Source organism: Corallococcus sp. M7, from assembly GCF_054512695.1.
Genome location: NZ_CM137252.1, coordinates 4,398,432 through 4,417,423, shown reverse-complemented (window position 1 = coordinate 4,417,423; position 18,992 = coordinate 4,398,432). Strand labels below are relative to the sequence as shown.

The 18,992-nt window shown below is 68.5% G+C and carries 18 protein-coding genes and 1 pseudogene; 10 read left to right on the top strand and 9 right to left on the bottom strand.

All coding sequences use genetic code 11. The features are described from left to right. Positions 1 to 116: 116 nt before the first annotated feature. Positions 117 to 818 (top strand): MBL fold metallo-hydrolase, encoded by a 702-nt coding sequence (locus ACX114_RS18100; RefSeq protein ID WP_459299377.1) that lies wholly within the window; start codon positions 117 to 119, stop codon positions 816 to 818. Positions 819 to 820: 2 nt separating this feature from the next. On the opposite strand, the gene ACX114_RS18095 is transcribed toward ACX114_RS18100, so the two are convergent. Further along, positions 821 to 1,372 carry a glutathione peroxidase gene (locus tag ACX114_RS18095; protein WP_459299375.1) on the bottom strand — a complete coding sequence of 184 codons (552 nt, stop codon included), beginning with the start codon at positions 1,370 to 1,372 and terminating at the stop codon, positions 821 to 823. Between the two features lie 171 nt (positions 1,373 to 1,543). Here ACX114_RS18095 and ACX114_RS18090 point away from each other — a divergent pair, with 171 nt between their 5' ends. The 7 genes from ACX114_RS18090 to ACX114_RS18060 all read left to right on the top strand — a co-directional run bounded on the left by ACX114_RS18090 (position 1,544) and on the right by ACX114_RS18060 (position 9,552). Next, positions 1,544 to 3,661, top strand: coding sequence for an ATP-binding protein (locus tag ACX114_RS18090; protein WP_459299373.1), 2,118 nt, complete (start codon positions 1,544 to 1,546; stop codon positions 3,659 to 3,661). Further along, a complete protein-coding gene (locus ACX114_RS18085; protein WP_459299371.1) occupies positions 3,651 to 5,024 on the top strand; it encodes a sigma-54-dependent transcriptional regulator in 1,374 nt (457 codons plus the stop codon). The genes ACX114_RS18090 and ACX114_RS18085 overlap by 11 nt, the downstream gene beginning before the upstream one ends. 89 nt (positions 5,025 to 5,113) lie before the next feature. Beyond that, positions 5,114 to 5,638, top strand: coding sequence for an OmpA family protein (locus ACX114_RS18080; protein ID WP_459299369.1), 525 nt, complete (start codon positions 5,114 to 5,116; stop codon positions 5,636 to 5,638). Between the two features lie 35 nt (positions 5,639 to 5,673). Continuing rightward, a complete protein-coding gene (locus ACX114_RS18075) occupies positions 5,674 to 6,471 on the top strand; it encodes a DUF3014 domain-containing protein (protein WP_459299367.1) in 798 nt (265 codons plus the stop codon). Between the two features lie 49 nt (positions 6,472 to 6,520). Continuing rightward, complete coding sequence (locus ACX114_RS18070; protein ID WP_459299365.1) at positions 6,521 to 7,141, top strand: FMN-binding negative transcriptional regulator; 621 nt, start codon at positions 6,521 to 6,523, stop codon at positions 7,139 to 7,141. A 72-nt stretch (positions 7,142 to 7,213) separates the two neighbouring features. Next, positions 7,214 to 8,356, top strand: coding sequence for a hypothetical protein (locus ACX114_RS18065; protein WP_459299363.1), 1,143 nt, complete (start codon positions 7,214 to 7,216; stop codon positions 8,354 to 8,356). An 89-nt stretch (positions 8,357 to 8,445) separates the two neighbouring features. Next, positions 8,446 to 9,552, top strand: a complete 1,107-nt coding sequence (locus ACX114_RS18060) for a type II asparaginase (RefSeq protein WP_459299361.1) — start codon at positions 8,446 to 8,448, stop codon at positions 9,550 to 9,552. Between the two features lie 31 nt (positions 9,553 to 9,583). Here the strand turns inward: ACX114_RS18060 and ACX114_RS18055 are convergent, their stop codons facing one another. Next, positions 9,584 to 10,930 (bottom strand): hypothetical protein, encoded by a 1,347-nt coding sequence (locus ACX114_RS18055; protein WP_459299359.1) that lies wholly within the window; start codon positions 10,928 to 10,930, stop codon positions 9,584 to 9,586. Between the two features lie 8 nt (positions 10,931 to 10,938). Next, the gene (locus tag ACX114_RS18050) at positions 10,939 to 12,033 is read right to left on the bottom strand and encodes an amidohydrolase family protein (RefSeq protein ID WP_459299357.1); all 1,095 of its coding nucleotides are present in this window, start codon (positions 12,031 to 12,033) and stop codon (positions 10,939 to 10,941) included. Between the two features lie 131 nt (positions 12,034 to 12,164). On the opposite strand from ACX114_RS18050, the gene glsA reads away from it, so the two are divergent. Beyond that, positions 12,165 to 13,223 (top strand): glutaminase A, encoded by a 1,059-nt coding sequence (glsA, locus tag ACX114_RS18045; protein WP_459299355.1) that lies wholly within the window; start codon positions 12,165 to 12,167, stop codon positions 13,221 to 13,223. A gap of 3 nt (positions 13,224 to 13,226) precedes the next feature. Here the strand turns inward: glsA and ACX114_RS18040 are convergent, their stop codons facing one another. From ACX114_RS18040 to ACX114_RS18030, 3 genes are all read right to left on the bottom strand, one after another. Continuing rightward, a complete protein-coding gene (locus ACX114_RS18040) occupies positions 13,227 to 14,450 on the bottom strand; it encodes a DcaP family trimeric outer membrane transporter (RefSeq protein ID WP_459299353.1) in 1,224 nt (407 codons plus the stop codon). Between the two features lie 113 nt (positions 14,451 to 14,563). Beyond that, positions 14,564 to 15,772 (bottom strand): erythromycin esterase family protein, encoded by a 1,209-nt coding sequence (locus tag ACX114_RS18035; protein ID WP_459299351.1) that lies wholly within the window; start codon positions 15,770 to 15,772, stop codon positions 14,564 to 14,566. A gap of 58 nt (positions 15,773 to 15,830) precedes the next feature. Beyond that, complete coding sequence (locus ACX114_RS18030; RefSeq protein WP_459299349.1) at positions 15,831 to 16,079, bottom strand: hypothetical protein; 249 nt, start codon at positions 16,077 to 16,079, stop codon at positions 15,831 to 15,833. A 187-nt stretch (positions 16,080 to 16,266) separates the two neighbouring features. On the opposite strand from ACX114_RS18030, the gene ACX114_RS18025 reads away from it, so the two are divergent. Next, positions 16,267 to 16,500, top strand: a complete 234-nt coding sequence (locus ACX114_RS18025; protein ID WP_121711566.1) for a tautomerase family protein — start codon at positions 16,267 to 16,269, stop codon at positions 16,498 to 16,500. Between the two features lie 18 nt (positions 16,501 to 16,518). Here ACX114_RS18025 and ACX114_RS18020 read toward each other — a convergent pair whose 3' ends face one another. The 3 genes and pseudogenes from ACX114_RS18020 to sitA5 all read right to left on the bottom strand — a co-directional run bounded on the left by ACX114_RS18020 (position 16,519) and on the right by sitA5 (position 18,956). After that, positions 16,519 to 17,292 (bottom strand): ferredoxin--NADP reductase, encoded by a 774-nt coding sequence (locus ACX114_RS18020; RefSeq protein ID WP_459299347.1) that lies wholly within the window; start codon positions 17,290 to 17,292, stop codon positions 16,519 to 16,521. A 220-nt stretch (positions 17,293 to 17,512) separates the two neighbouring features. Continuing rightward, positions 17,513 to 17,863 (bottom strand): DUF2019 domain-containing protein, encoded by a 351-nt coding sequence (locus ACX114_RS18015; protein WP_459299345.1) that lies wholly within the window; start codon positions 17,861 to 17,863, stop codon positions 17,513 to 17,515. Further along, positions 17,860 to 18,956, bottom strand: a pseudogene (sitA5, locus tag ACX114_RS18010) (SitA5 family polymorphic toxin). The gene ACX114_RS18015 and the pseudogene sitA5 overlap by 4 nt, the downstream one beginning before the upstream one ends. Between the last annotated feature and the right edge of the window lie 36 nt (positions 18,957 to 18,992).

Sequence of the window (18,992 nt, the reverse complement as noted above, 5' to 3'; positions counted from 1 at the left end):
CAGACGTTGCCGGGTCCACACCGAATATCGCCAGACATCCCTTTATCGGAGCCCACGTTCCGTCGGACAATTCGCGCAAATCGCGCTGAAGCCACCTCTCCGCCCGAGACTCCGACATGCTCTTCCGCCAGCTCTTCGACTCCGAGTCGTCGACCTACACGTATCTCATCGGAGACGAGGCCACGCGCCAGGCCGTCCTCATCGATCCGGTGCTGGAGCAGGTGGACCGCGACCTGAAGCTCGTCGGTGAGCTGGGGCTCGTCCTCTCCCACGTCTTCGACACCCACGTGCACGCGGATCACGTCACCGCGTCCGGCACGCTGCGGGAGCGCACGCGGTGTCAGGTGGTGGCCGGAGCCGGCGGCGCCCGGTGCGCCGACCTGCAGGTGCGGCATGGCGACACGGTGCACGTGGGACAGTGCGCCTTCCAGGTGCTCGCCACGCCGGGCCACACGGACGACAGCGTGAGCTACCTGCTGGGCGACCGCGTCTTCACCGGGGATGCCCTGATGGTGCGCGGCAACGGCCGCACCGACTTCCAGAACGGGAGCGCGAGCCAGCTCTACGACTCCATCACCCGCGTCCTCTTCCAGCTCCCGGACGCGACGCTCGTCTATCCCGCGCACGACTACCACGGCAACACGGTGACGAGCATCGGCGAGGAGAAGCGCCACAACCCGCGGGTCGCGGGACGGAGCCGTGAGGAGTTCATCGAGGTGATGAACAACCTCCACCTGCCCCGCCCCAAGAAGATCGACCTGGCCGTCCCGGCCAACCGCGCCTGCGGACGGCTTGAAGCCAACGCGCCGGAGGCCTGAGCTCAGGCCGGCTTGGCCAGCTCCGCGTCAATGGCCTGGACCAGGCGCGGATCCTCCGCCGTCACGTCCGGCGCGAAGCGGCCCACGACGCGGCCATCCCGGCCGATGAGGAACTTCTCGAAGTTCCACTGCACCTCCGGCTTCGGGTTGGCCTCGATGCCGTAGCCCTTGAGGTTCGCGCGCATCGGCCCGTCGCCCGTGGCCTCCGGGATGGCGCCCGTCAGCGCGTGGTAGAGCGGGTGCTTGTCCTGCCCCACCACGGAGATCTTCGAGTACAGCGGGAAGGTCACGTCGTACTTCAAGGTGCAGAACTGCTGGATCTCCGCCTCGCTGCCCGGCTCCTGCCCCATGAAGTTGTTCGCGGGGAAGCCCAGCACCTCCAGGCCCTTCGCCTGCCGGCTCGCGTAGAGCTTCTGCAGACCTTCGTACTGGGGCGTCAGGCCGCACTTGGAGGCGACGTTCACCACCAGCAGGACCTTGCCCTTGTGCTGCCCCAGCGTCCTGGGAGCGCCGTCGATGCCGGTGAGGGGGATGTCGTAGAGGTTCTGGCTCATGTTCAGGCTCGGTCTCCGTCTGAGGGGGCGGCCACTCTAGCCCAGGCCTGTCCAGGCAAAGTGCCATCCCCGGTGTGGTGATTTGCGGCGGTCGTGGCTCGGCGCCAGGCGCCGGTCCCTGGAGGGAACGGCTGGCCCGGGCCTTGCGTTGTGGGGACTCCCTCGCACTCCATGCACCGGCTCCTCGTCCCCCTCGTCCTCCTGCTCGTTGCCCTGGCCAGCGTGGCGGGCGGTGCCGTGTGGTTCATCCAGCGCGACCGGCAGGCGCTCGTGGAACAGTTCGCGCGCGACCGGCAGGCCCAGTTGGAGGAGGCCGCCAGCGGCGTCGCCCGGTCGCTGGAGGACCTGGGGGACAACCTGCGCTTCGCGAGCGAGCTGCTCGCACAACCCGGCTCGGCGGGAGATCACCACAACGAGCTGCGCGCCCTGCTGGAGGCCGTGGGCCAATACCGGGCCATCGCGGTGATGGGCCCGGACGGCGAGGAGCGGCTCTTCCTGGTGGACCACAAATCGCGCCACCTTCCGAGGGACGCCGTCCATCCTCCGGCGCTCGCGGAAACCGCGCGGCAGGCGCTCACGGCCCCGGTGGGGCACGTCATTCCCTCGCACCCCATCGAAGGCGCCGCGTCCTCCGGCTGGATGCGTGTCTTCGCCATGCGCATCGACTCCGACACGCCCGGGAGCGGAGGTGCCATCGCCATCCTCGTGGACACCGAGCCGCTCTTCGCGCCGCTGCGCATGGTGACGGTGGAGGAGAACACGCGCCTGCTCCTCCTGGGGGCCCACGGCACGCCCGCGCCCATGAGCGACCCGGCGCTCGCGTCCTGGCACCGGCGGCTGGATGAGCCCGAAGGCAAGCACGTGCCGGGCCTGCGCACCCTGGTGGCGAGGATGCGCGCGGGCGCGGCGGGAACGCTGCGGCTCAACGAGGCGGAGGCCACGCGCCTGGGCCTGGGGGCCGCGGACGCGGTGGCCACGTTCCGGCCCCTGCGCATGCGAGGCGAGGCCTCCTGGTCCGTGGCGACGCTCTCCTCCACCAGCGCCCTGCGAGCCCACGAGCGCACCCTGGTGCTGCGCCTGTCGCTGGCCGCGCTGCTCGTGGCGCTGTTCCTGGTCGCGTTCGGGACCCATGTCGTGGTCGCCAACCGCCGGGCAGTGGCGCTCCAGGAGAGCCTGCGCCACGCCGCGAGGTTCGCGCACCTGCACGAGAAGACGCAGAAGATCCTCGACCACATCCCCACCGGCATCCTGGCGCTCGACCGCGAGGGACGCATCAGCGCCGTGAACCAGGCCCTGCGCGCGCGCCTGCCGGCCACCGTCGTGGGGAGCACCCTCCCGGAGGCCTTCCCCACCGCGCCCACGGCCGCGGTGCAGCGGCTGGCGGCGCTGGTGCTGGCCGCGAAGGACAAGGGCGCCGTGCGCAGCCTGCACGGCGAGCCGCTCAGCCTCTTCAACGAGAAGGACCAGTTCAACGTCCACGCCGTCCCGCTGGAGCACGACGATGGAGAGGCGAGCACGCTGCTGGTGCTGGAAGACCTGAGCAACGTGCGCATGCTGGAGGACCAGCTCCTGCGCGCGGAGAAGCTGGCCACGGTGGGCGTGCTCGCCGCGGGCGTGGCCCATGAAATCGGCACGCCGCTGGGCATCATCCGGGGCCACGCCGAGTACATGCTCCAGAAGGTGGGCGGCGTGGAGCACCCGCAAGGCCGGGGCCTCAACGCCATCGTCACGCAGATCGACCGCGTGAGCCGCATCATCCGCCAGCTCCTGGACCTCTCCCGCCTCCAGCCCGCGCGGGCCGGCGTCGTGCCGCTCGCCCCCGTCGTGAGGGGCCTCCAGGAGCTGCTCGACGTGGAGGCCGAGCGCCGGCACGTCCACTTCGAATTGGACGTGCCCGAGCGGCTGCCCAGCCTCGCGGCGGACGCGGATCAGCTCCAGCAGGTGCTCCTCAACCTCGCCCTCAACGCCTGTGACGCGTGCAGCGCCGGGGGCCACGTGCGGCTGAGCGCCACGACGTGCATGGCGGGGGACACGCAGGCGGTGGAGATCCGCATCCAGGACGATGGCCGGGGCATCGCGCCGGAGCACCTGCACCAGGTGTTCGACCCCTTCTTCACCACCAAGAAGCGGGGCCAGGGCACGGGCCTGGGGCTGAGCGTGGTGGCGCAGATTGTCCGCAACCACGGTGGCCAGGTGGGGGTCGAAAGCGAGCCCGGCCGGGGCACCGTCTTCACGTTGCGGTGGCCGGTGGCCGCCGCTTCCGGCTGGGAGGAACGGCATGCCGTCTAGCGCGCGCATCCTCGTGGTGGATGACCACGAGGAGATGGGACAGATGTTGAAGGAGCCCCTCACGGACGCGGGCTACCGCGTGGACCTGTCCACGGGCGGAGCGGACGCCATCGCCCAGCTGCGGGCCCGCGTCTACGACGTCGTCCTGTGCGACCTGCGCATGGAGGAGGTGGACGGCCTGGACGTGCTCGCGGCGGCGCGCCGGCACGACCCGGAGCTGCCGGTGCTCCTGATGACCGCCTTCGGCGCGGTGGAGAGCGCCGTGGAGGCCATGAAGCGCGGCGCCTACCACTACCTCACCAAGCCCTTCCGCCTGGACGAGGTGCTGCTCCACGTGGGGCGCGCGCTGGAGTCCCGGCGCCTGCGGACCGAGCACCGCGACTTGAAGCGACAGGTGGCCCAGCGCGGCGGCCTGGGCTCGCTCCTGGGCCACAGCGCGCCCATGCGCACGCTCTATGAGCTCATCGACCGCGTGGCGGCCTCGGAGGCGCCGGTGCTCATCCGGGGCGAGAGCGGCAGCGGCAAGGAGCTGGTCGCCCGGGCGCTGCACTCCGAGGGGCCCCGGAGCCAGGCGCCCTTCGTGGCGGTCAACTGCACCGCCCTGCCCCACGCGCTGCTGGAGAGCGAGCTGTTCGGCCACATCAAGGGCGCCTTCAGCGGAGCCACCACCACGCGCCGGGGCCTCTTCGTGGAGGCGGACGGAGGCACGCTCTTCCTCGACGAAATCGGGGACATGCCCCCGGAGCTCCAGGCGAAGCTGCTGCGCGTCCTCCAGGACGGCGAGGTGCGCGCGGTGGGCGCGGATGGCTCGCGCCGCGTGGACGTGCGCATCCTGGCCGCCACGCACCAGGACCTGGACGCACGGGTGAAGGAGGGCCGCTTCCGCGCGGACCTCTTCTACCGGCTCAACGTCGTCTCCCTCCGCGTGCCGCCGCTGCGCGAGCGCACGGAGGACATCCCGAAGCTCGCGGAGCACTTCGTGGCGCAGGCCCGCGCCCGCAATCCGCGCTCCGCCGTCACCGCGCTGGCCCCGGAGGTCGTGGCCACGCTCTCGCGCATGCCCTGGGCCGGCAACGTGCGCGAGTTGGAGAACCTGGTGGAGCGCCTGGTCGTCCTGGGCGCGCAGCCCACCGTGGACCTGGCCCAACTGCGCCTGCACACCGCGGAAGCCGCGCCGGAGGTCCACCCGCTGGCCGCGGCCCACGGTCAGGTGGTGCCACTGAGACAGCTGGAGGGTGAATACATCGCGTGGGTGGTCGCCCGCTGTGGAGGCAACAAGACGCGCGCGGCGGAGCTGCTGGGGATTGATGTCTCCACCATCCACCGCAGGGAGAAGACCGACAGCGGCGTTTCGCAACGCTAGGACGACGCGCTTTGCGAGTCATCGCGCCACCCCGCGCGAGACTCCAGACGCAAAGGACCGCGGCACAGCCCTTGCTCATGTATCAGGGCATGAACCGAACCCACCGGGTCCTCCTGCTGTCATTGATTGGCCTCACCGGTTGCGCGAGGCGCGCGGCCAACACGAGCACCGCCGACGCGGCGGCCCACACGCCGGCCCCCACCGCCAGCGACCGTGGCAACGCAGGAAAGCCCACGCCGGATGACACGGAGCAGGCGCTCGCGGCGCTCAACGCCTCTCCCATCTACTTCCCGCTCGACTCCTCCCTGCTCCCGTCCGAGGCCACCGACGAGCTGTCGCGCATCGCCCAGGCGCTGCGTCAACGCAGCCTCGCGAAGGTGACGGTGGCGGGCCACACCTGCGAGCTGGGCACGACGGAATACAACCTGGCGCTGGGCCAGCGCCGCGCCGCCAGCGTGCGCGCCTACCTGGTGAACCTGGGCGTCGAGCCCCAGCGCATCTCCGTCATCTCCTACGGCGAGGAGCGCCCCGCGGACGCGGACGCCCCGGAGAAGAACCGCCGCGCGGAGTTCTCCTTCCGCCTGGCCGAACAGGCCCGCGCGGGCGAGCTGTAGACCCTTTCTCAATCCCTCACCGAGTCCCCACGCACATGAGCCCCAGCGATAACGCCCCCCTTCCGCCGTCTCCCGTCCGCTCCCTGCGCTGGCCCCTGGGCATCGCCGCCGTCGTGGCGCTCCTGGGTGGATCGAGCTACCTCCTCCTGCGCACGCCGGAGGTGCCTCCCTCCCCCACGCCGGCCATCGCGGAGCCCACGCCCCCGGCGCCGCCCGCGCCCCCACCGGTGCAGCTCTCCGGCACCGACGCTCGCGTGCGGGACCTGCTGAAGGGACTCTCCGGTGACGCGGACTATGCGCGCTGGCTGTCCTCCGAGGACCTGGCCCGCCGCTTCGCCGCGTCCGTGAACCTGATCGCCGAAGGTCAGAGCCCGCGCATGCCGCTGTCCTTCATGGCACCCACCGGGACCTTCCGCGTGACCAGGCGGCATGGCCACACGATGGCGGCGCCGGAAAGCCATACCCGCTACGACGGAGTGGCCCGCGTCATCACCTCCCTGGACGCGAAGAAGGCGGGACAGGTGTATCAGGAGCTCAAGCCGCTGCTGGACGCCGCCCACGCGGAGCTGGTCCCGCCGGGCCGGAGCCTGGACGCGACCCTGTCGCAAGCCATCGGGCGCCTCACCCGCGTCGCCGTCCCCAAGACGCCTCCGGAGCTCACGCCGAAGGGCGCGCTCTACGTCTACGCGGATCCGAACCTGGAAGCGCTGGGCGCGGTGGAGAAGCACCTGCTGCGCATGGGTCCGGAGAACATGCGCAAGGTGCAGGCGAAGCTCACCGAACTGTCCGCCGCCCTGGGCCTGCCGTCGCAGGAGCAGGCCCGCAGGCCGTAGCGAGCGGCTTCTTTCCATCCTCGGGGGCGTGCAAGGCTGTCCGGACCGCATGCTCTACACGCCCCGAAGCTTCCAGGAGTCGGACCTTCCCACGCTGCACGCGTTCATGAAGCAGCACGCGTTCAGCACGGTCATCTCGCACGGCGCGGGGATCAACGTCTCGCACGTGCCGCTGATGCTGGTGCCGGACCGGGGTGACAAGGGCACGCTGATGGGACACCTGGCGCGCGCCAATCCCCACTGGAAGGACTTCGACAGCGAGCGGCCGGCCCTCTGCGTCTTCCATGGGCCCCACGCGTACATCTCCCCCACCTGGTACAAGGTGCAGCCCTCCGCGCCGACGTGGAACTACGCGGTGGTGCACGCGCTCGGGCGTCCGCGAATCATCGACACGCAGGCGGAGCTGTCGAAGCTGATCGACAGGATGCTGGCGGACTACGAGCCCGCGAGTGGAGCCCTCGGCCACGCGGCCCACCTGCCGGAGGAGGCCCGCGCACAGTTGCTGGAGCAGATCGTCGGCTTCGAGCTGCCCATCGAGGAATTGCAGGGCAAGTTCAAGCTGGGCCAGAACCGCTCCGCGGAAGACCAGGCGGGAATCATGGAAGCGCTCGCGGGTCAGGGCGGCGATGCCCTGGCCCTGCTCGAGCTGATGCGTCAGCGAGGCAGGTGACCTGCCTTTGCCCGGCCTGGTTGCTTCACCGACTGGCGGGAGCCATGCCCACGGCCCAGCTTTGGGATGGCCATGGACGTCCCCGCCTCATTGCTCGACTTCTCGCTGGTCCAGGGAACCTCGCTCGACCGGCGGCACCGCTTCGCCCGTCTCCACCGGGTGCCGCGGCCCGTGCGCATCCTCGTCCTGGTGCTGGTGAGCTGGCTGCCGCTCCTCGCCCTGTCGCTCCTGGACGGAGGGCCCGTGACGCGCGCCTTCCTGCGCGACGTGGCGGCCCATGTCGAGTTCCTGGTGTCCCTGCCGCTGCTCATCGTGGCGGATCGCTACATCGACCTGCACCTCGCGGCGTCCGTGCGACAGTTCGTCGTCTCGGAGCTGATTGATGCGAAGCACCTGCCCCGCTACGAGGCCATCGCGCGCGGCGTGGCGAGGGTGAGAAGAAGCGCCGTCATCGAGGCCGGGTTGCTGGTCATCTCCTTCGCCGCGTCCTTCATCCACCTGCCCTACCTGCCGAGCCGGCCGGCCTGGATCCATGCCGGTCCCGATGGCCCGCTCACCCTGGCCGGCTGGTGGTACCTCGCGGTGAGCATGCCCCTCATCCGCTTCCTGCTCCTGCGCTGGCTGTGGCGGGGCGTACTGTGGGCGGTGTTCCTGTTCAAGGTCTCCCGGCTGCCGCTCTCCCTCGTGTCCATCCATCCGGACGCGGCGGGCGGCCTGGGCTTCCTGGGCACATGCCAGGCCAGCTTCTCGATCATCGTCCTCGCGGTGGCCTCCACGCTCACCGCGCAGCGTCTGGCGCGCGCCCCCAGCACGGACTTCACCGACTACGCCCTCCACCTGTTCGCCTTCGCGCTCCTCTGCCTGGTCGTCGTCTTCGCCCCGCTGGCGTTCTTCTTCCGTCAGCTCCTGGTCGCGAAGCGACGGGGTGACCATGCCTTCTCGGGCGTGGCGGCCTGGCACTCACGGCGCTTCGAACAGCGGTGGTTCCACCGCGAGCTCCCGAAGGGACTGGATCCGCTGGGCGCGCCCGAGTTCTCCTCGCAGACGGACATGAACACGTCCTTCACCACGGCGCGCGGCATGCGCTGGTTCCCGGTGGACATCCGCGCGGCGCTGGCCGTCGTGGCCGCGGCCATGGCGCCCATGGTGCCCCTGCTCCTCGCCGACCGGCGCTTCATCGAGGTGATGCTGGCGCTCGGCAAGAGCGTGCTCTGACGCCGCGGTGCGCTCGCTGCCATGCCCGGCCGTGATGCTGGCGAGGCCCGTGCCCATGTTTCGCGGGGTCCAGTGGCGAGGAGGTGCGCGTGAGACATCTCAAGGGCAGCATGCATCGGCGGACGTTGAGTGCCTTCATCATCGGGCTGTGCGCGATGATGGGCGCCGCGAGCGCGGCGGACAAGCCAGCCCAGGCGGCCAGGGAGAAGCCACGGGTGGTCATCCTCGCCACGGGCGGCACCATCGCTGGCGCGCAAGCGAGCCAGAAGGAATACGGCTACAAGTCCGGCGCCTTCAAGGTCGAGGACCTCATCGCCGCCGTCCCCAACCTGAAGGACGTGGCCACGCTCTCCGGCGAGCAGGTCGCCAACATCGGCAGCCAGGACATGAACGACGACGTCTGGCTCAAGCTGGCGAAGCGGGTCAACGCGCAGCTCGCGTCGAAGGACGTGGACGCGGTGGTCATCACCCACGGCACCGACACCATGGAGGAGACCGCCTATTTCCTGAACCTGGTCACCAAGAGCGACAAGCCGGTGGTGCTGGTGGGCTCCATGCGCCCCGCGACGGCCGTCAGCGCGGACGGTCCCGGCAACCTGTACAACGCGGTCGCGGTGGCCTCGGCCCCCAAGGCCCGGGGTCGGGGCGTGCTGGTGGTCATCAACGACGAGATCCACGCCGCGCGCAACGTGGAGAAGACGAACACGACCAACGTGGAGACGTTCGTCAGTCCGGATCGCGGGCCCCAGGGCCTGGTGAACACCGGGAAGATCACCTGGTTCGAGCCCTCGGACAAACGGCACACGGTGCGCTCGGAGTTCACCGTGCAGCAGCGGCAGGACCTGCCCCGCGTGGACGTCATCTACGCGCACGCCAACATGTCGCCGGATCTGATCGACGCGGCGGTGGAGGACGGCGCCCAGGGGCTGGTCATCGCCGGGGTCGGCGACGGCAACATGACGAAGGAGGCGGCCTCCAGACTGGAGAAGGCGGTGAAGGAGAAGAACGTGCTGGTGGTGAGGAGCACGCGGCTTCCGGAAGGCCTGGTGCTGCGCAACAACGAGATCAACGACGACAAGTCGGGGTTCGTGGCGTCCGGCGAGCTCAACCCCGCCAAGTCACGCGTGCTCGCCCAGCTCGCGCTCACGGAGACCTGCGACCCCAAGCGGGTGCAGAAGATGTTCGACCAGTATTGAGCCTCACGGAGGATGGCTCCGTGCCCCGTCGTCAGAGCAGGATGTCGGTGCCCACCGAGATCGTCGGCCCCGTCTGTCCAGCGGTGTAGAAGCCGAAGTTGGAACCGGTGGGGCTGCGCTGGACGTAGATGAAGTGCAGGTTCAACCGCCAACTGCGCGCGGCCATCGGGAACACGCTGACGCCACCCGACAGCTCCCAGGGTTTTCGGTTGAAGTCGTCGAACACCAGCGAGCCGGTGGAGTACACGCCCACGTACTTCGGGACGACCATGTACATGGCCTGGGCGAAGAAGCCGTGGTCGAGGAGGGAGTCCTGCGGCACCGGCCCGGTGGCCAGGAAGTCCGACAGCCGGCGGAAGAAGTACTCCCCCTGGAACGTGAAGCCCCGGTACTTCGCCCCGACGTCGAACGCCAGCACCTGGTAGTTGAGCTTCTGGACCGTCACGCCGTCCGCGAGCGCGCCCTCCTCGAAGGCCAGGAGCCCATCGGAGAGGCGGATCTGCGTCTCGTTGGGAGGCGATCCCAGCTGGTTCGCCCGGTCCTCCCGCGCATGCGCGGCGGAGATGCCGAAGCGCGTCGCCACCTTCTGGTGCTCCTCGAAGTCCGCCAACCCGCCGCGGAGGCCGAACTCACCGGTGGTGGGCATCCACGAGACGGAAGCGCTGTAGGCCAGGTCGCGCGAGTCATTGGAAGCGGTGATGCCCAGCTGGCTCAGGTTCGTGTTCACGGAGACCGTGTAGAAGAACCGCGAGAGGGGCTCGCCCTTCAGCCACACCGCGGAGGAGAACCCGCCGCGAAAGAACTCCTCGCCCATCTGCCGGTCGCTGGACGCCCAGAACGGATGGGAGCCCTGCATCGAACGCGCGGTGAGCGTGGGGCCGATGCCGGCGCCCAGCGTGAGGGCCTTGTTGAACCTGAACTGCAGGTTGCCGAAGGCCAGCGTCTGCTGCGTGGTGGGCAGCGACCAGACCGTCACCGTGTAGTTCAGGCGCGGATGCAGCGCGAAGCCCGAGAACCAGACCATCGTGCGGTGCCAGTTGATGTCGTTGCGGGTCTTGACCTCGCGCTCGCGTCCCAGATGGTCGGTGAAGGTCTGCTCCCCCGGGAGCTGATTCACATAGCGCACCAGCCCATAGAGGCTGATGTTCAGGCTGCCCCAGTCGGTCTTCAGCAGTTGAAAGCCCCGGGCCGGCGTGAACTCGCCAGCGACGGTGTTCTCCGCGGGCTCCAGGTCCTGGTCATCGGCGGGGGTGGACTGCGGCGGTGGGGTGACGGGGGCTTCATCCTGGGCCCTGGCGCGCAGGGGGATGAGCGCCAGCGCGCAAGCGAACAGCGCCAGCAGGGCCGCGAGACAGCGTCGACGGAAGCGTCGGGACATGGGCGCGCTCAGGGGGCAGCCGCGGGGGCGCGTTGGGAGCGCTCCCACGCGCGGACCTTCAGCCGGGCCGCGTCGAAGATCCGCGCGAAGTTGCCCTGGAGCAGCTTCACGCGGGCCTCCGGCGACAGCAGCTCCAGCATGGGCGCGTACTGCGCATAGACGCGCAGGTACCTGGACTGGTTCTCGGGAGAGACCTCGTCGGTGCCGAAGAGGAAGCGATCCGGATACCGGTTGATGGTCTCCGCCACCCGCCGGGCGGTCTCCGGAGTGGCCACCACGTACTTCGCGAGCTCGGTCCAGGAGATGTCCATGGACACATGGCGCAGCGCCGGGTCCGCCAGGATCGCTTCTATCAGCGCCAGGTGATGCTCCACCGGACGCACCACCCGGCCGACCCCGACGTGCGCCCAGATGAGCGTCGTCTTCGGATGCCGCTTGAACAGGGCCTTGAGCTGCTCCAGGTGGACCGGCGTCGACCCCTCCTCCGCGAAGGGCGCATCCAGGTCGTTGTGCAGGAGCACCACCAAGCCCACCTCGCCGGCGAAGTCCAGGATGCGGTCCAGGGCCGGGTCGGTCAGGCTGGCCACCTCGCCCGCGACCTTCGAGGACACGAACTCCTTGTGGATGGTGAACTCGCCAATGCCGCTGAACACCCCGGGGTACACCGTGAGCACCCGCCGGATGTGATCCGCCGCGTACATGTCCGTCGGGTTGAAGCCGGTGATCATCGGCTCGAAGCGCGCGCGCTGTTCCCTGGGCAGGGACAGGTACGCGTTCGCGACGAACGCATCCGTGAAGGAGTAGTAGTAGAGCGGCGCATCCGTCTGCAGGTAGTAGGTGGGCGCGGCGTCCCCTGACACGCGGTGGGACCACTGCTGTTGCAGGGGGATGCCAAACAGCGTGGCCCGCCCGACCTTGTCCCCCATCACGCGCAGCAGGTGGCGGATGTCGCAGCCCTCCTGGACGTAGTTGGTCAGGTGCACGTGGGAGTCGTTGAAGAGGAAGGACCGCTTGGGTGTCTGCGCCACGGCGTCCGCCGCCAGGAGCAGGCCGAGCGCGAACCATGGACACCACGGCGTCATCGGTCTGGGCGGTCGAGCCATCGCCGGCCTCCGGGCAGGGAGCCGCACGCTATGCACGCCCAGCCCTCCAGGGTGAGCCACCCCCGGGTGCAGGAGCGATGTTGGAGAACTACGTTGCGCCGTGAAAGCCATTCACAGCGAGAGGGGGCGTCATGCTCGCAAGCAATCAGGGTCGCTGGAGCGTTCTACTGGCGGCGATCGCCGCCATCACGATCACGGCGAGCGCTTCGGCACAAACGGCCCAGCTCCCCACCGACGCGGAGTTCCAGTCCGCCATGCAGCGGGCCTATTCGGCGAACAAGGGCGTCACCGAGGGAAAGAACGCCGACTACATCCCGGCGCTCGCCAAGGTGGACCCGAAGCTGTTCGGCATCGCCATCCTCACCGTGGACGGGAAGGTCTACTCCATTGGAGACACCGACCACGCGTTCTCCATCCAATCCATCTCCAAGCCCTTCATGGCGGCGAAGCTGATGTCGGAGATGGGAATCCAGAAGGTGGAGGACAAGCTGGGGGTGAACGCCACCGGCCTGCCCTTCAACTCCATTGAAGCGATTGAGCGCAACAAGCAGCAGGAGGAGCCGCCCACCGGCAACCCGCTGGTGAACGCGGGCGCCATCGCCACGGTGGGGAACCTGAAGGCCGCCAACGCGGACGCGCGCTGGAACAGCGTCATCACCAACCTCAGCGCGTTCGCCGGGCGCAACCTCACCGTGGACCAGGAGATCTACAAGTCCGAGGCGGCGACCAACACCCGCAACCGCTCCATCGCGGACCTGCTCAAGGCCTATGAAGTGATTCCCGGCAGCCCGGCGGAGGCGCTCGACGTCTACACGCGGCAGTGCTCGGTGGCGGTGAACGTGAAGGACCTGGCCGCGATGGGCGCGACCCTCGCCACGGGCGGCACCAACCCGCTCACGGGCAAGAAGGTGGTGAGCCCGGACGTCGCCGCGCACACGCTCGCGGTGATGATGACCGCGGGCCTCTACGAGGACTCCGGCACCTGGGCCTATGACGTGGGCGTGCCCGCCAAGAGCGGCGTGGGCGGCGGCATCGTCGCGGTGGTGCCCGGCAAGTACGCGGTGGCCGCGTTCGCTCCGCCCCTGGACGAGGCGGGCAACAGCGTGCGCTCGCAGCGGGCCATCGAGTCCATCGTGAAGGACCTGGGAGGCAACGTCTTCCGCGTCGCGAAGCGGCCCGCCGCGCGGTAGGCGTCACTTCTCCTTCTTGAACGTGTGGTCGAACGAGTACTTCATCGAGAACTGCAGCCGGTAGTCATCGTAGGTATAGCCGCCGCGGAAGTCGCGGCGCTGTCCCCATGAGAACTCCGGACCGAAGTAGAAGTCCTCGGTGGGGTGGACCAGCACGTTCGCCAGGGCGTAGTTGCCAACGCTGAACGCGGTGTCGCTCTGGCCATTCGAGTTCACGACGTTGACCCACGAGTGCCCGATCGTGCTGGTGAACCACTCGCTCCAGGTCAGGTCCAGGAAGGCGACCGTGCTCACCATCTCCAGGCCCACGCCCTCGGCCGGCTTCGCGGAGCCGGCCGGGTTCAGCCGGACGGCGACGTCCGCCCCGGCGTCGTTCATGTAGTTCTCGATGGCCTTGCCATAGACGGCCTGGAGCCGGAGCACGGCCTTCTTCCAGGGGAACTTCAGGTTCGCGCTCAGGGCGACGCCCGCCCCCACGGTGTCCCCGGACAGGTCGACGTCGTCGTCGTTCATGTCATCCCACCGGAGGTAGCGGACGATGCCCGCCACCTGCACATGGCCGAAGCCGCCGGTGTACCGGTAGTGGGCCGTGACGTCCGGCGCGGGGAAGCGCGCGGTGACCTTCTCCAGCTCGATGCGCTGGGAGTACCTGTCGACGTCCGCCGAGCCGCCAGGACTTTCGAGCGAGAGGTGGACTTCATGCGTGGGTCCCTGGAGCGGGCGCCAGCGGATCTGGGCGTTGCGGAAGAACACCATGCCGTTGGGTCCCCAGTACTCGATGGAGTTGGGAAAGACGTCCGGGTCCATGAACCCGCTCCACGTCTGGCCCGCGCCGAACTGGCCGAGCTCGCCGAAGGCGTGTCTCAACCGGAACGTCGTCTGGCCCGCCTCTTCGCCGACCCCGAACAAATCCGCCTCCAGGTGGACCTTGAGGCCGCCCAGCCGGGTGGGAAGGAAGCTCTTGATGCCGAGCCGGCTCTGCCGGACGCCGAAGAACACGCGGCCCTCGCCGCCGAACTCACCGTCGAACGAGGGCAGCTTCGTGGGCCGCAGGACGTCAAACCAGGCCGGGTCGATGGTCTCGAAGTTGTAGCCCGCGTCGGTCATCGCGAAGCCATAGACCTCCAACTGCGGACCGGTGGGCTTCTCCTCTTCCTCCGCCAGGGCCGGGAGCGCGCAAAAGCAGGACGCCCACAGCCCTCCGACCAGCCACCGCGCCATCCGCATGAGAGCCCCCTTCCCCGGAGGCTCGAAGCTGGAAGCAGGCGCATGCCCCTTCAACCGTGCGCGCGGGCACCGGGAATGGGGCCGCGCTCACATCCAGGTCGTACGAAGGGGCGTCAGCGGGACGCCTTGCGCGAAGGGGACTCCTCCCGGACGATCAGCAGCCCATCCATGACCGTTGCCCAGGGGGCCTTCATCCACGAGGTGTAGTTCAGGGGACGGGCCAACCTGGACCCAAGCTCACGAAGCTGGCGCCCATCCAGATAGCGGGTGTCCGCGGTGTGGTTCAGGAACGCCTGGCCCTCCAGCGAGTCGGGCGTCGCGGGTGCGAGGTCGAATGTGTTGGGACTGGTTCCGATGGAATAGCGCCCGGAGCTCGCGGAGAACCCCAGCACGAAGGCCTGCTTCCCGAACCGCTCACGGACATAGGTGCCGAACGGAATCCTCTGCCGGTCGTCCGACTCCAGGCTCGTCATGTCCTTCGCGGCATGAACGGTGGCCGTCCAGACAATGGCTTTTCGCGGCTGGGGAGACTGGGACAGGAGCCATTCCAGGTTCATGAACATGGAGCGATCTCGCGCGATGTCCGCGTTCCAGTCGCGGGGCGCATCCGGCTGCGCCTGCTTCCGGGCCCGCGCGGAGGCCTCACGGGTGAGGTTCCGCACCAGATTGCGGACCATCTGGAGCTGCTCCTGCGTCACTGGCGCGCCGGGCCTGGAGAACGCCGACTCCAACTCCGTCGCGCAGCCCAGGAGGAATTTCGGGGTCTCCGCCGTGTACGGGTGGGCTTCGTCATACCGCCAGGCCATGTGCCGATCGAACGCCACTCCGCACTCCGCCTGCCCTGGGCCGTTGAACAAGGAGATGAGCTCACGCGCCATCTCCTTCTGCGCCCAGGTGCCACTGTTGATCTGATCATCGATTCCGCCAATCACGAGGGTTCCCGCCCGGATCCGCCCGGCCAGGAACGGAATCAGGGGCGCCATCTCCGGACTGGCCCACATGCCGCCAATGGCAGTCGCGAGCATGTCATCGCTGACGGGCTGCCCCGCCTTCAGCAGCGCCTGGATGCGGAGGAAGTCGTAGGACCCTGTCTCGATGAAGAAGGCGTCGTACTGGCACTCTTCCACCAGCCTGCGGGTCAACTGCGCCTTGAAGGCCACGGTCCTGGAACTGCCGTGGTGGGATTCCTCGCCCAGCAGCGCCATCTGCTTGCCGCAGAGCTCCCGGACGATCCGGTCGGCGTCGGAGACCGGAGGGGCCTCGGTTCGGGGCGGCGTGGCACAGCCTGAGAGCAAGGGGATCAGGAGCAGCAGGTATCTCATTCGCAGCCCTTCCATGGGCCGGCCATCATGACCCAGATGGCCGGCGGTTGGAGTGGCTTTACAGCAGGCACTTCAGGGTCGAGGGATCGCACTCGTAACCCTGGTTGCAGTACTTCAACTCGCAACACGGCTGCTTCCAGGCGCCGCAGCCCGGCTTGTTCTGGGCGGAGACGTCATCCGAGACCGCCTCCGTCGTGGGCGCCTGGACTTCCGCCGGATCGACGTCCACCGTCTCCACGCCACCACAGGCCAGAGCCAGGGACAGCCCCATCACAGCGAAAGCACTCTTCACGACACGCGTCAGCATCGGGAGCTCCTCTCGGTGAGTACCGCGCCTGTCTGAATATCGAAAACAAGCATGCGCATGCAATTCAATGCCTTGCACGCAAACCATCCCGTTGCAAAGGGATTGAAGCCCGGGTGTAGAGCTTCACGGCGCCCTCATTGTCAAAGGGAGCGCACGGAGCCCCGTCCCTGAAGTAGAGGATCGGCCCATGCCCCATGTCACCGTGAAGCTCTACCCCGGCAAGTCGGAGCAGCAGAAGGCCCAGCTCGCCGAGCGGATCGTGAAGGACGTGATGGAGGCCCTCGGAAGCGCCGAAGGCTCCATCTCGGTCGCCATCGAGGAGGTCTCCCCGACGGACTGGGCGGAAGCCGTCTACCGGCCGGAGATCGCCGGCCAGTGGGACCGCCTCTACAAGAAGCCCGGCTACAACCCGCTCAAGTAGTCCGCGGGTCGTGGCCGTTCAGCGCTCGGCGAAGGCCTTCTCGGTGACGTAGTGGCCGGCCTCTCCGGGGGTGCCTTCCCGGAAGCCGCGCTCTTCCAGCATCGTCGTGAGGTCCGCGAGCATGCCGGGGCTGCCACAGAGCATCACCCGGTCGGTCTCCGGGTTCAGCACCGGCAGGCCCACGTCCTTGAACAGCTTCTCGCTGCGGATGAGGTCGGTGATGCGGCCCGTATTGCGGAAGTCCTCGCGCGTGACGCTCGGGTAGTACGTGAGCTTCTGCTTCACCAGCTCCCCGAAGAACTCGTTGTGGGGCAGTTCATGGAGGAAGAGGTCGTGGTAGGCCAGCTCCTCGGCGCGGCGGCAGGTGTGGGTGAGGATGACGCGGTCGAACTGCTCGTACATCTCCGGGTCCTTCACCAGGCTGAGGAAGGGGGCCAGGTCCGTGCCGGTGCTCAGCATGTAGAGGTTCTTGCCGGGCAGCAGGTGCTTGAGCACGAGCGTGCCGGTCGCCTTCTTGCTGACGAGGATGCTGTCGCCCTCTTTGAGGTGCTGCAGGCGGGAGGTCAGGGGCCCGCCGGGCACCTTGATGCTCAGGAACTCGAGGTGGTCGTCATAGTGCGCGCTCACCATGCTGTAGGCGCGCAGCAGCGGGCGGGCCTCCACTTCGAGGCCGATCATCGTGAACTGGCCGCTGGCGAAGCGGAAACCCGGGTCCCGCGTGGTGACGAAGCTGAAGAGGGTGTCAGTCCAGTGGTGCACGCGCAGCACGGACTCCTTCATGAGACTGCTCACGGTTGTTGCTCCAGAAGAGGGCCGGCGGCGTTCTAGACCACCCGAACGCGCCAGTTAACGGGCGACGTTGTGCGACAGATTCCCCCCTCCGTACCAGAGGAAGAAGCCCAGCGGGCAGCCTTGCGCTTATCGGCGGGTTCAGGTCTCCAGGGGGGTCCACCGGCCAGGGCCACCCTCCTCCGGAGCCCTGGAGGTCCCCTTCGGCGCGGGCACGGGCCCGTTACTCCGGATCCAGGGCCCAGGTGCCCTCTTCCCAGCCCTTCAGGGACTGCTGGGCGCCGAAGGCAACGAGCCCCTCTCCTTTCGCCGCTGCTTCCAACACCGCTCGCGCCTCGGGGGTGCGATAGCGGAGCAGGAATGCAGCAGCCGTGGTTCTCACGTCCATCCTGGGGTGGCTCAAGAGGACGCAAAGCGCCTCTCTTCCTTCATCACCGCGGGCACGGAGTTCGTCAAAAGCCGCGATGTATCGGTCGCCGTGCACATCCTCGGGGTCCGCGCCGGGCTGGAAGATCGCATCCGTCTGTGCCGCGACGTTCTCGGCAAACTCCCTGACAAGTCCCTCCAGAGTCATCGCCAGATTCCCTTCTTGATGTTCTCAATGGCAAGCAAGCCGAATTCGCGTTGGGCTGCGTACGACTGCGTGCTCAGCCATTCTCGAATGGTCAGGACGCGTGAACGAGTGATGAGGGGATACTTCCTTGAATAGAACGCGCTGACCATGTCGTGGAGCGTCTTATCCAGGGCGACAACGTTCTCTGTATTGTGTATCGCCTCCGGACCAAACTGTCGGACGTTCCCGTCGGTCTGCTCGACGATGTGGTGCCACTCCCTGCTCGGGCCCGCGCTCCCTCGCGCCTTCGTCATGCCTCGGTGTGTCTGCCATGCCTTGAATCCAGAGGAAGCGCTCCCTCCGCCGCGCGTTCCACCCGACGACATGGCCACGGCGCCGGGCGCGAGGCCGAACGTGAAGCCGTCCGCGGCGATGGCGACCGTCTCGACCTGACCCACGGCCGCATAGACCACGCCTGCTTCCGCTTCAGTGCGTACGGCGGCCCCAGCCGCTCCTGGCAGGCCCGGGAGCTTCGCCCCCAGGGTCGCGCCTGTACTCCCAATCGCAGCCGTCGCCAGCATCACGAACGCCCGCGCGGCCTGACGCCCCATCACCTTGCCGAATCGCTCCCCTGCCCCTCGCAGCTCATCGAACGTCAGCGCGGCGTCCGACTCCGCCATCAGGTGCCGGAAGCCCTGGATGAGCGCCCAGAACGTGTCGATGCCCACGTAGCCAATGAGCGCCGCCGTAAGCACCGCCGCCACGCCCTTCGTCGCGGGCTCCGGCACGGTCCAGAGCAGCGCATACGTGGCCGCCGTCCAGAGCGCCGCCTGCATCAGCGCCTCGGGATTCGCCATGTCCTTCACTGCGTCCCACAGCTCGTCCAGCACCGCCCCCTTCGCCAGCGCGAGCGCCAGGGCGAAGCTGGGGACAGCCGGACCACCGCCTCCTTCAGGGCATCCCCACCGAGCATGACCCGAGGAACGGATCCATTCGTACGAGGCACATGGACGGTGGGCGAACCGTGGCCCGTGTCGAGCCGGACGACCTTCGCCCCACCGCCGCACCCGGCCAGCGCCCACAGCAGGCACAGCACCCACCACGGCAGCCGCATGCGAATCCCCGGAGCGCGAAAAACGAAAAAGGCCGG

Coding starts and splice junctions, on each gene's coding strand:
- ACX114_RS18040 (WP_459299353.1), bottom strand. CDS start 14,450: ATGCGGATGGCGCGGTGGCTGGTCGGAGGGCTGTGGGCGTCCTGCTTT.
- glsA (WP_459299355.1), top strand. CDS start 12,165: ATGCTCGCAAGCAATCAGGGTCGCTGGAGCGTTCTACTGGCGGCGATC.
- ACX114_RS18035 (WP_459299351.1), bottom strand. CDS start 15,772: ATGAGATACCTGCTGCTCCTGATCCCCTTGCTCTCAGGCTGTGCCACG.
- ACX114_RS18075 (WP_459299367.1), top strand. CDS start 5,674: ATGAGCCCCAGCGATAACGCCCCCCTTCCGCCGTCTCCCGTCCGCTCC.
- ACX114_RS18080 (WP_459299369.1), top strand. CDS start 5,114: ATGAACCGAACCCACCGGGTCCTCCTGCTGTCATTGATTGGCCTCACC.
- ACX114_RS18055 (WP_459299359.1), bottom strand. CDS start 10,930: ATGTCCCGACGCTTCCGTCGACGCTGTCTCGCGGCCCTGCTGGCGCTG.
- ACX114_RS18065 (WP_459299363.1), top strand. CDS start 7,214: ATGGACGTCCCCGCCTCATTGCTCGACTTCTCGCTGGTCCAGGGAACC.
- ACX114_RS18030 (WP_459299349.1), bottom strand. CDS start 16,079: ATGCTGACGCGTGTCGTGAAGAGTGCTTTCGCTGTGATGGGGCTGTCC.
- ACX114_RS18050 (WP_459299357.1), bottom strand. CDS start 12,033: ATGGCTCGACCGCCCAGACCGATGACGCCGTGGTGTCCATGGTTCGCG.
- ACX114_RS18015 (WP_459299345.1), bottom strand. CDS start 17,863: ATGACTCTGGAGGGACTTGTCAGGGAGTTTGCCGAGAACGTCGCGGCA.
- ACX114_RS18100 (WP_459299377.1), top strand. CDS start 117: ATGCTCTTCCGCCAGCTCTTCGACTCCGAGTCGTCGACCTACACGTAT.
- ACX114_RS18085 (WP_459299371.1), top strand. CDS start 3,651: ATGCCGTCTAGCGCGCGCATCCTCGTGGTGGATGACCACGAGGAGATG.
- ACX114_RS18090 (WP_459299373.1), top strand. CDS start 1,544: ATGCACCGGCTCCTCGTCCCCCTCGTCCTCCTGCTCGTTGCCCTGGCC.
- ACX114_RS18070 (WP_459299365.1), top strand. CDS start 6,521: ATGCTCTACACGCCCCGAAGCTTCCAGGAGTCGGACCTTCCCACGCTG.
- ACX114_RS18025 (WP_121711566.1), top strand. CDS start 16,267: ATGCCCCATGTCACCGTGAAGCTCTACCCCGGCAAGTCGGAGCAGCAG.
- ACX114_RS18095 (WP_459299375.1), bottom strand. CDS start 1,372: ATGAGCCAGAACCTCTACGACATCCCCCTCACCGGCATCGACGGCGCT.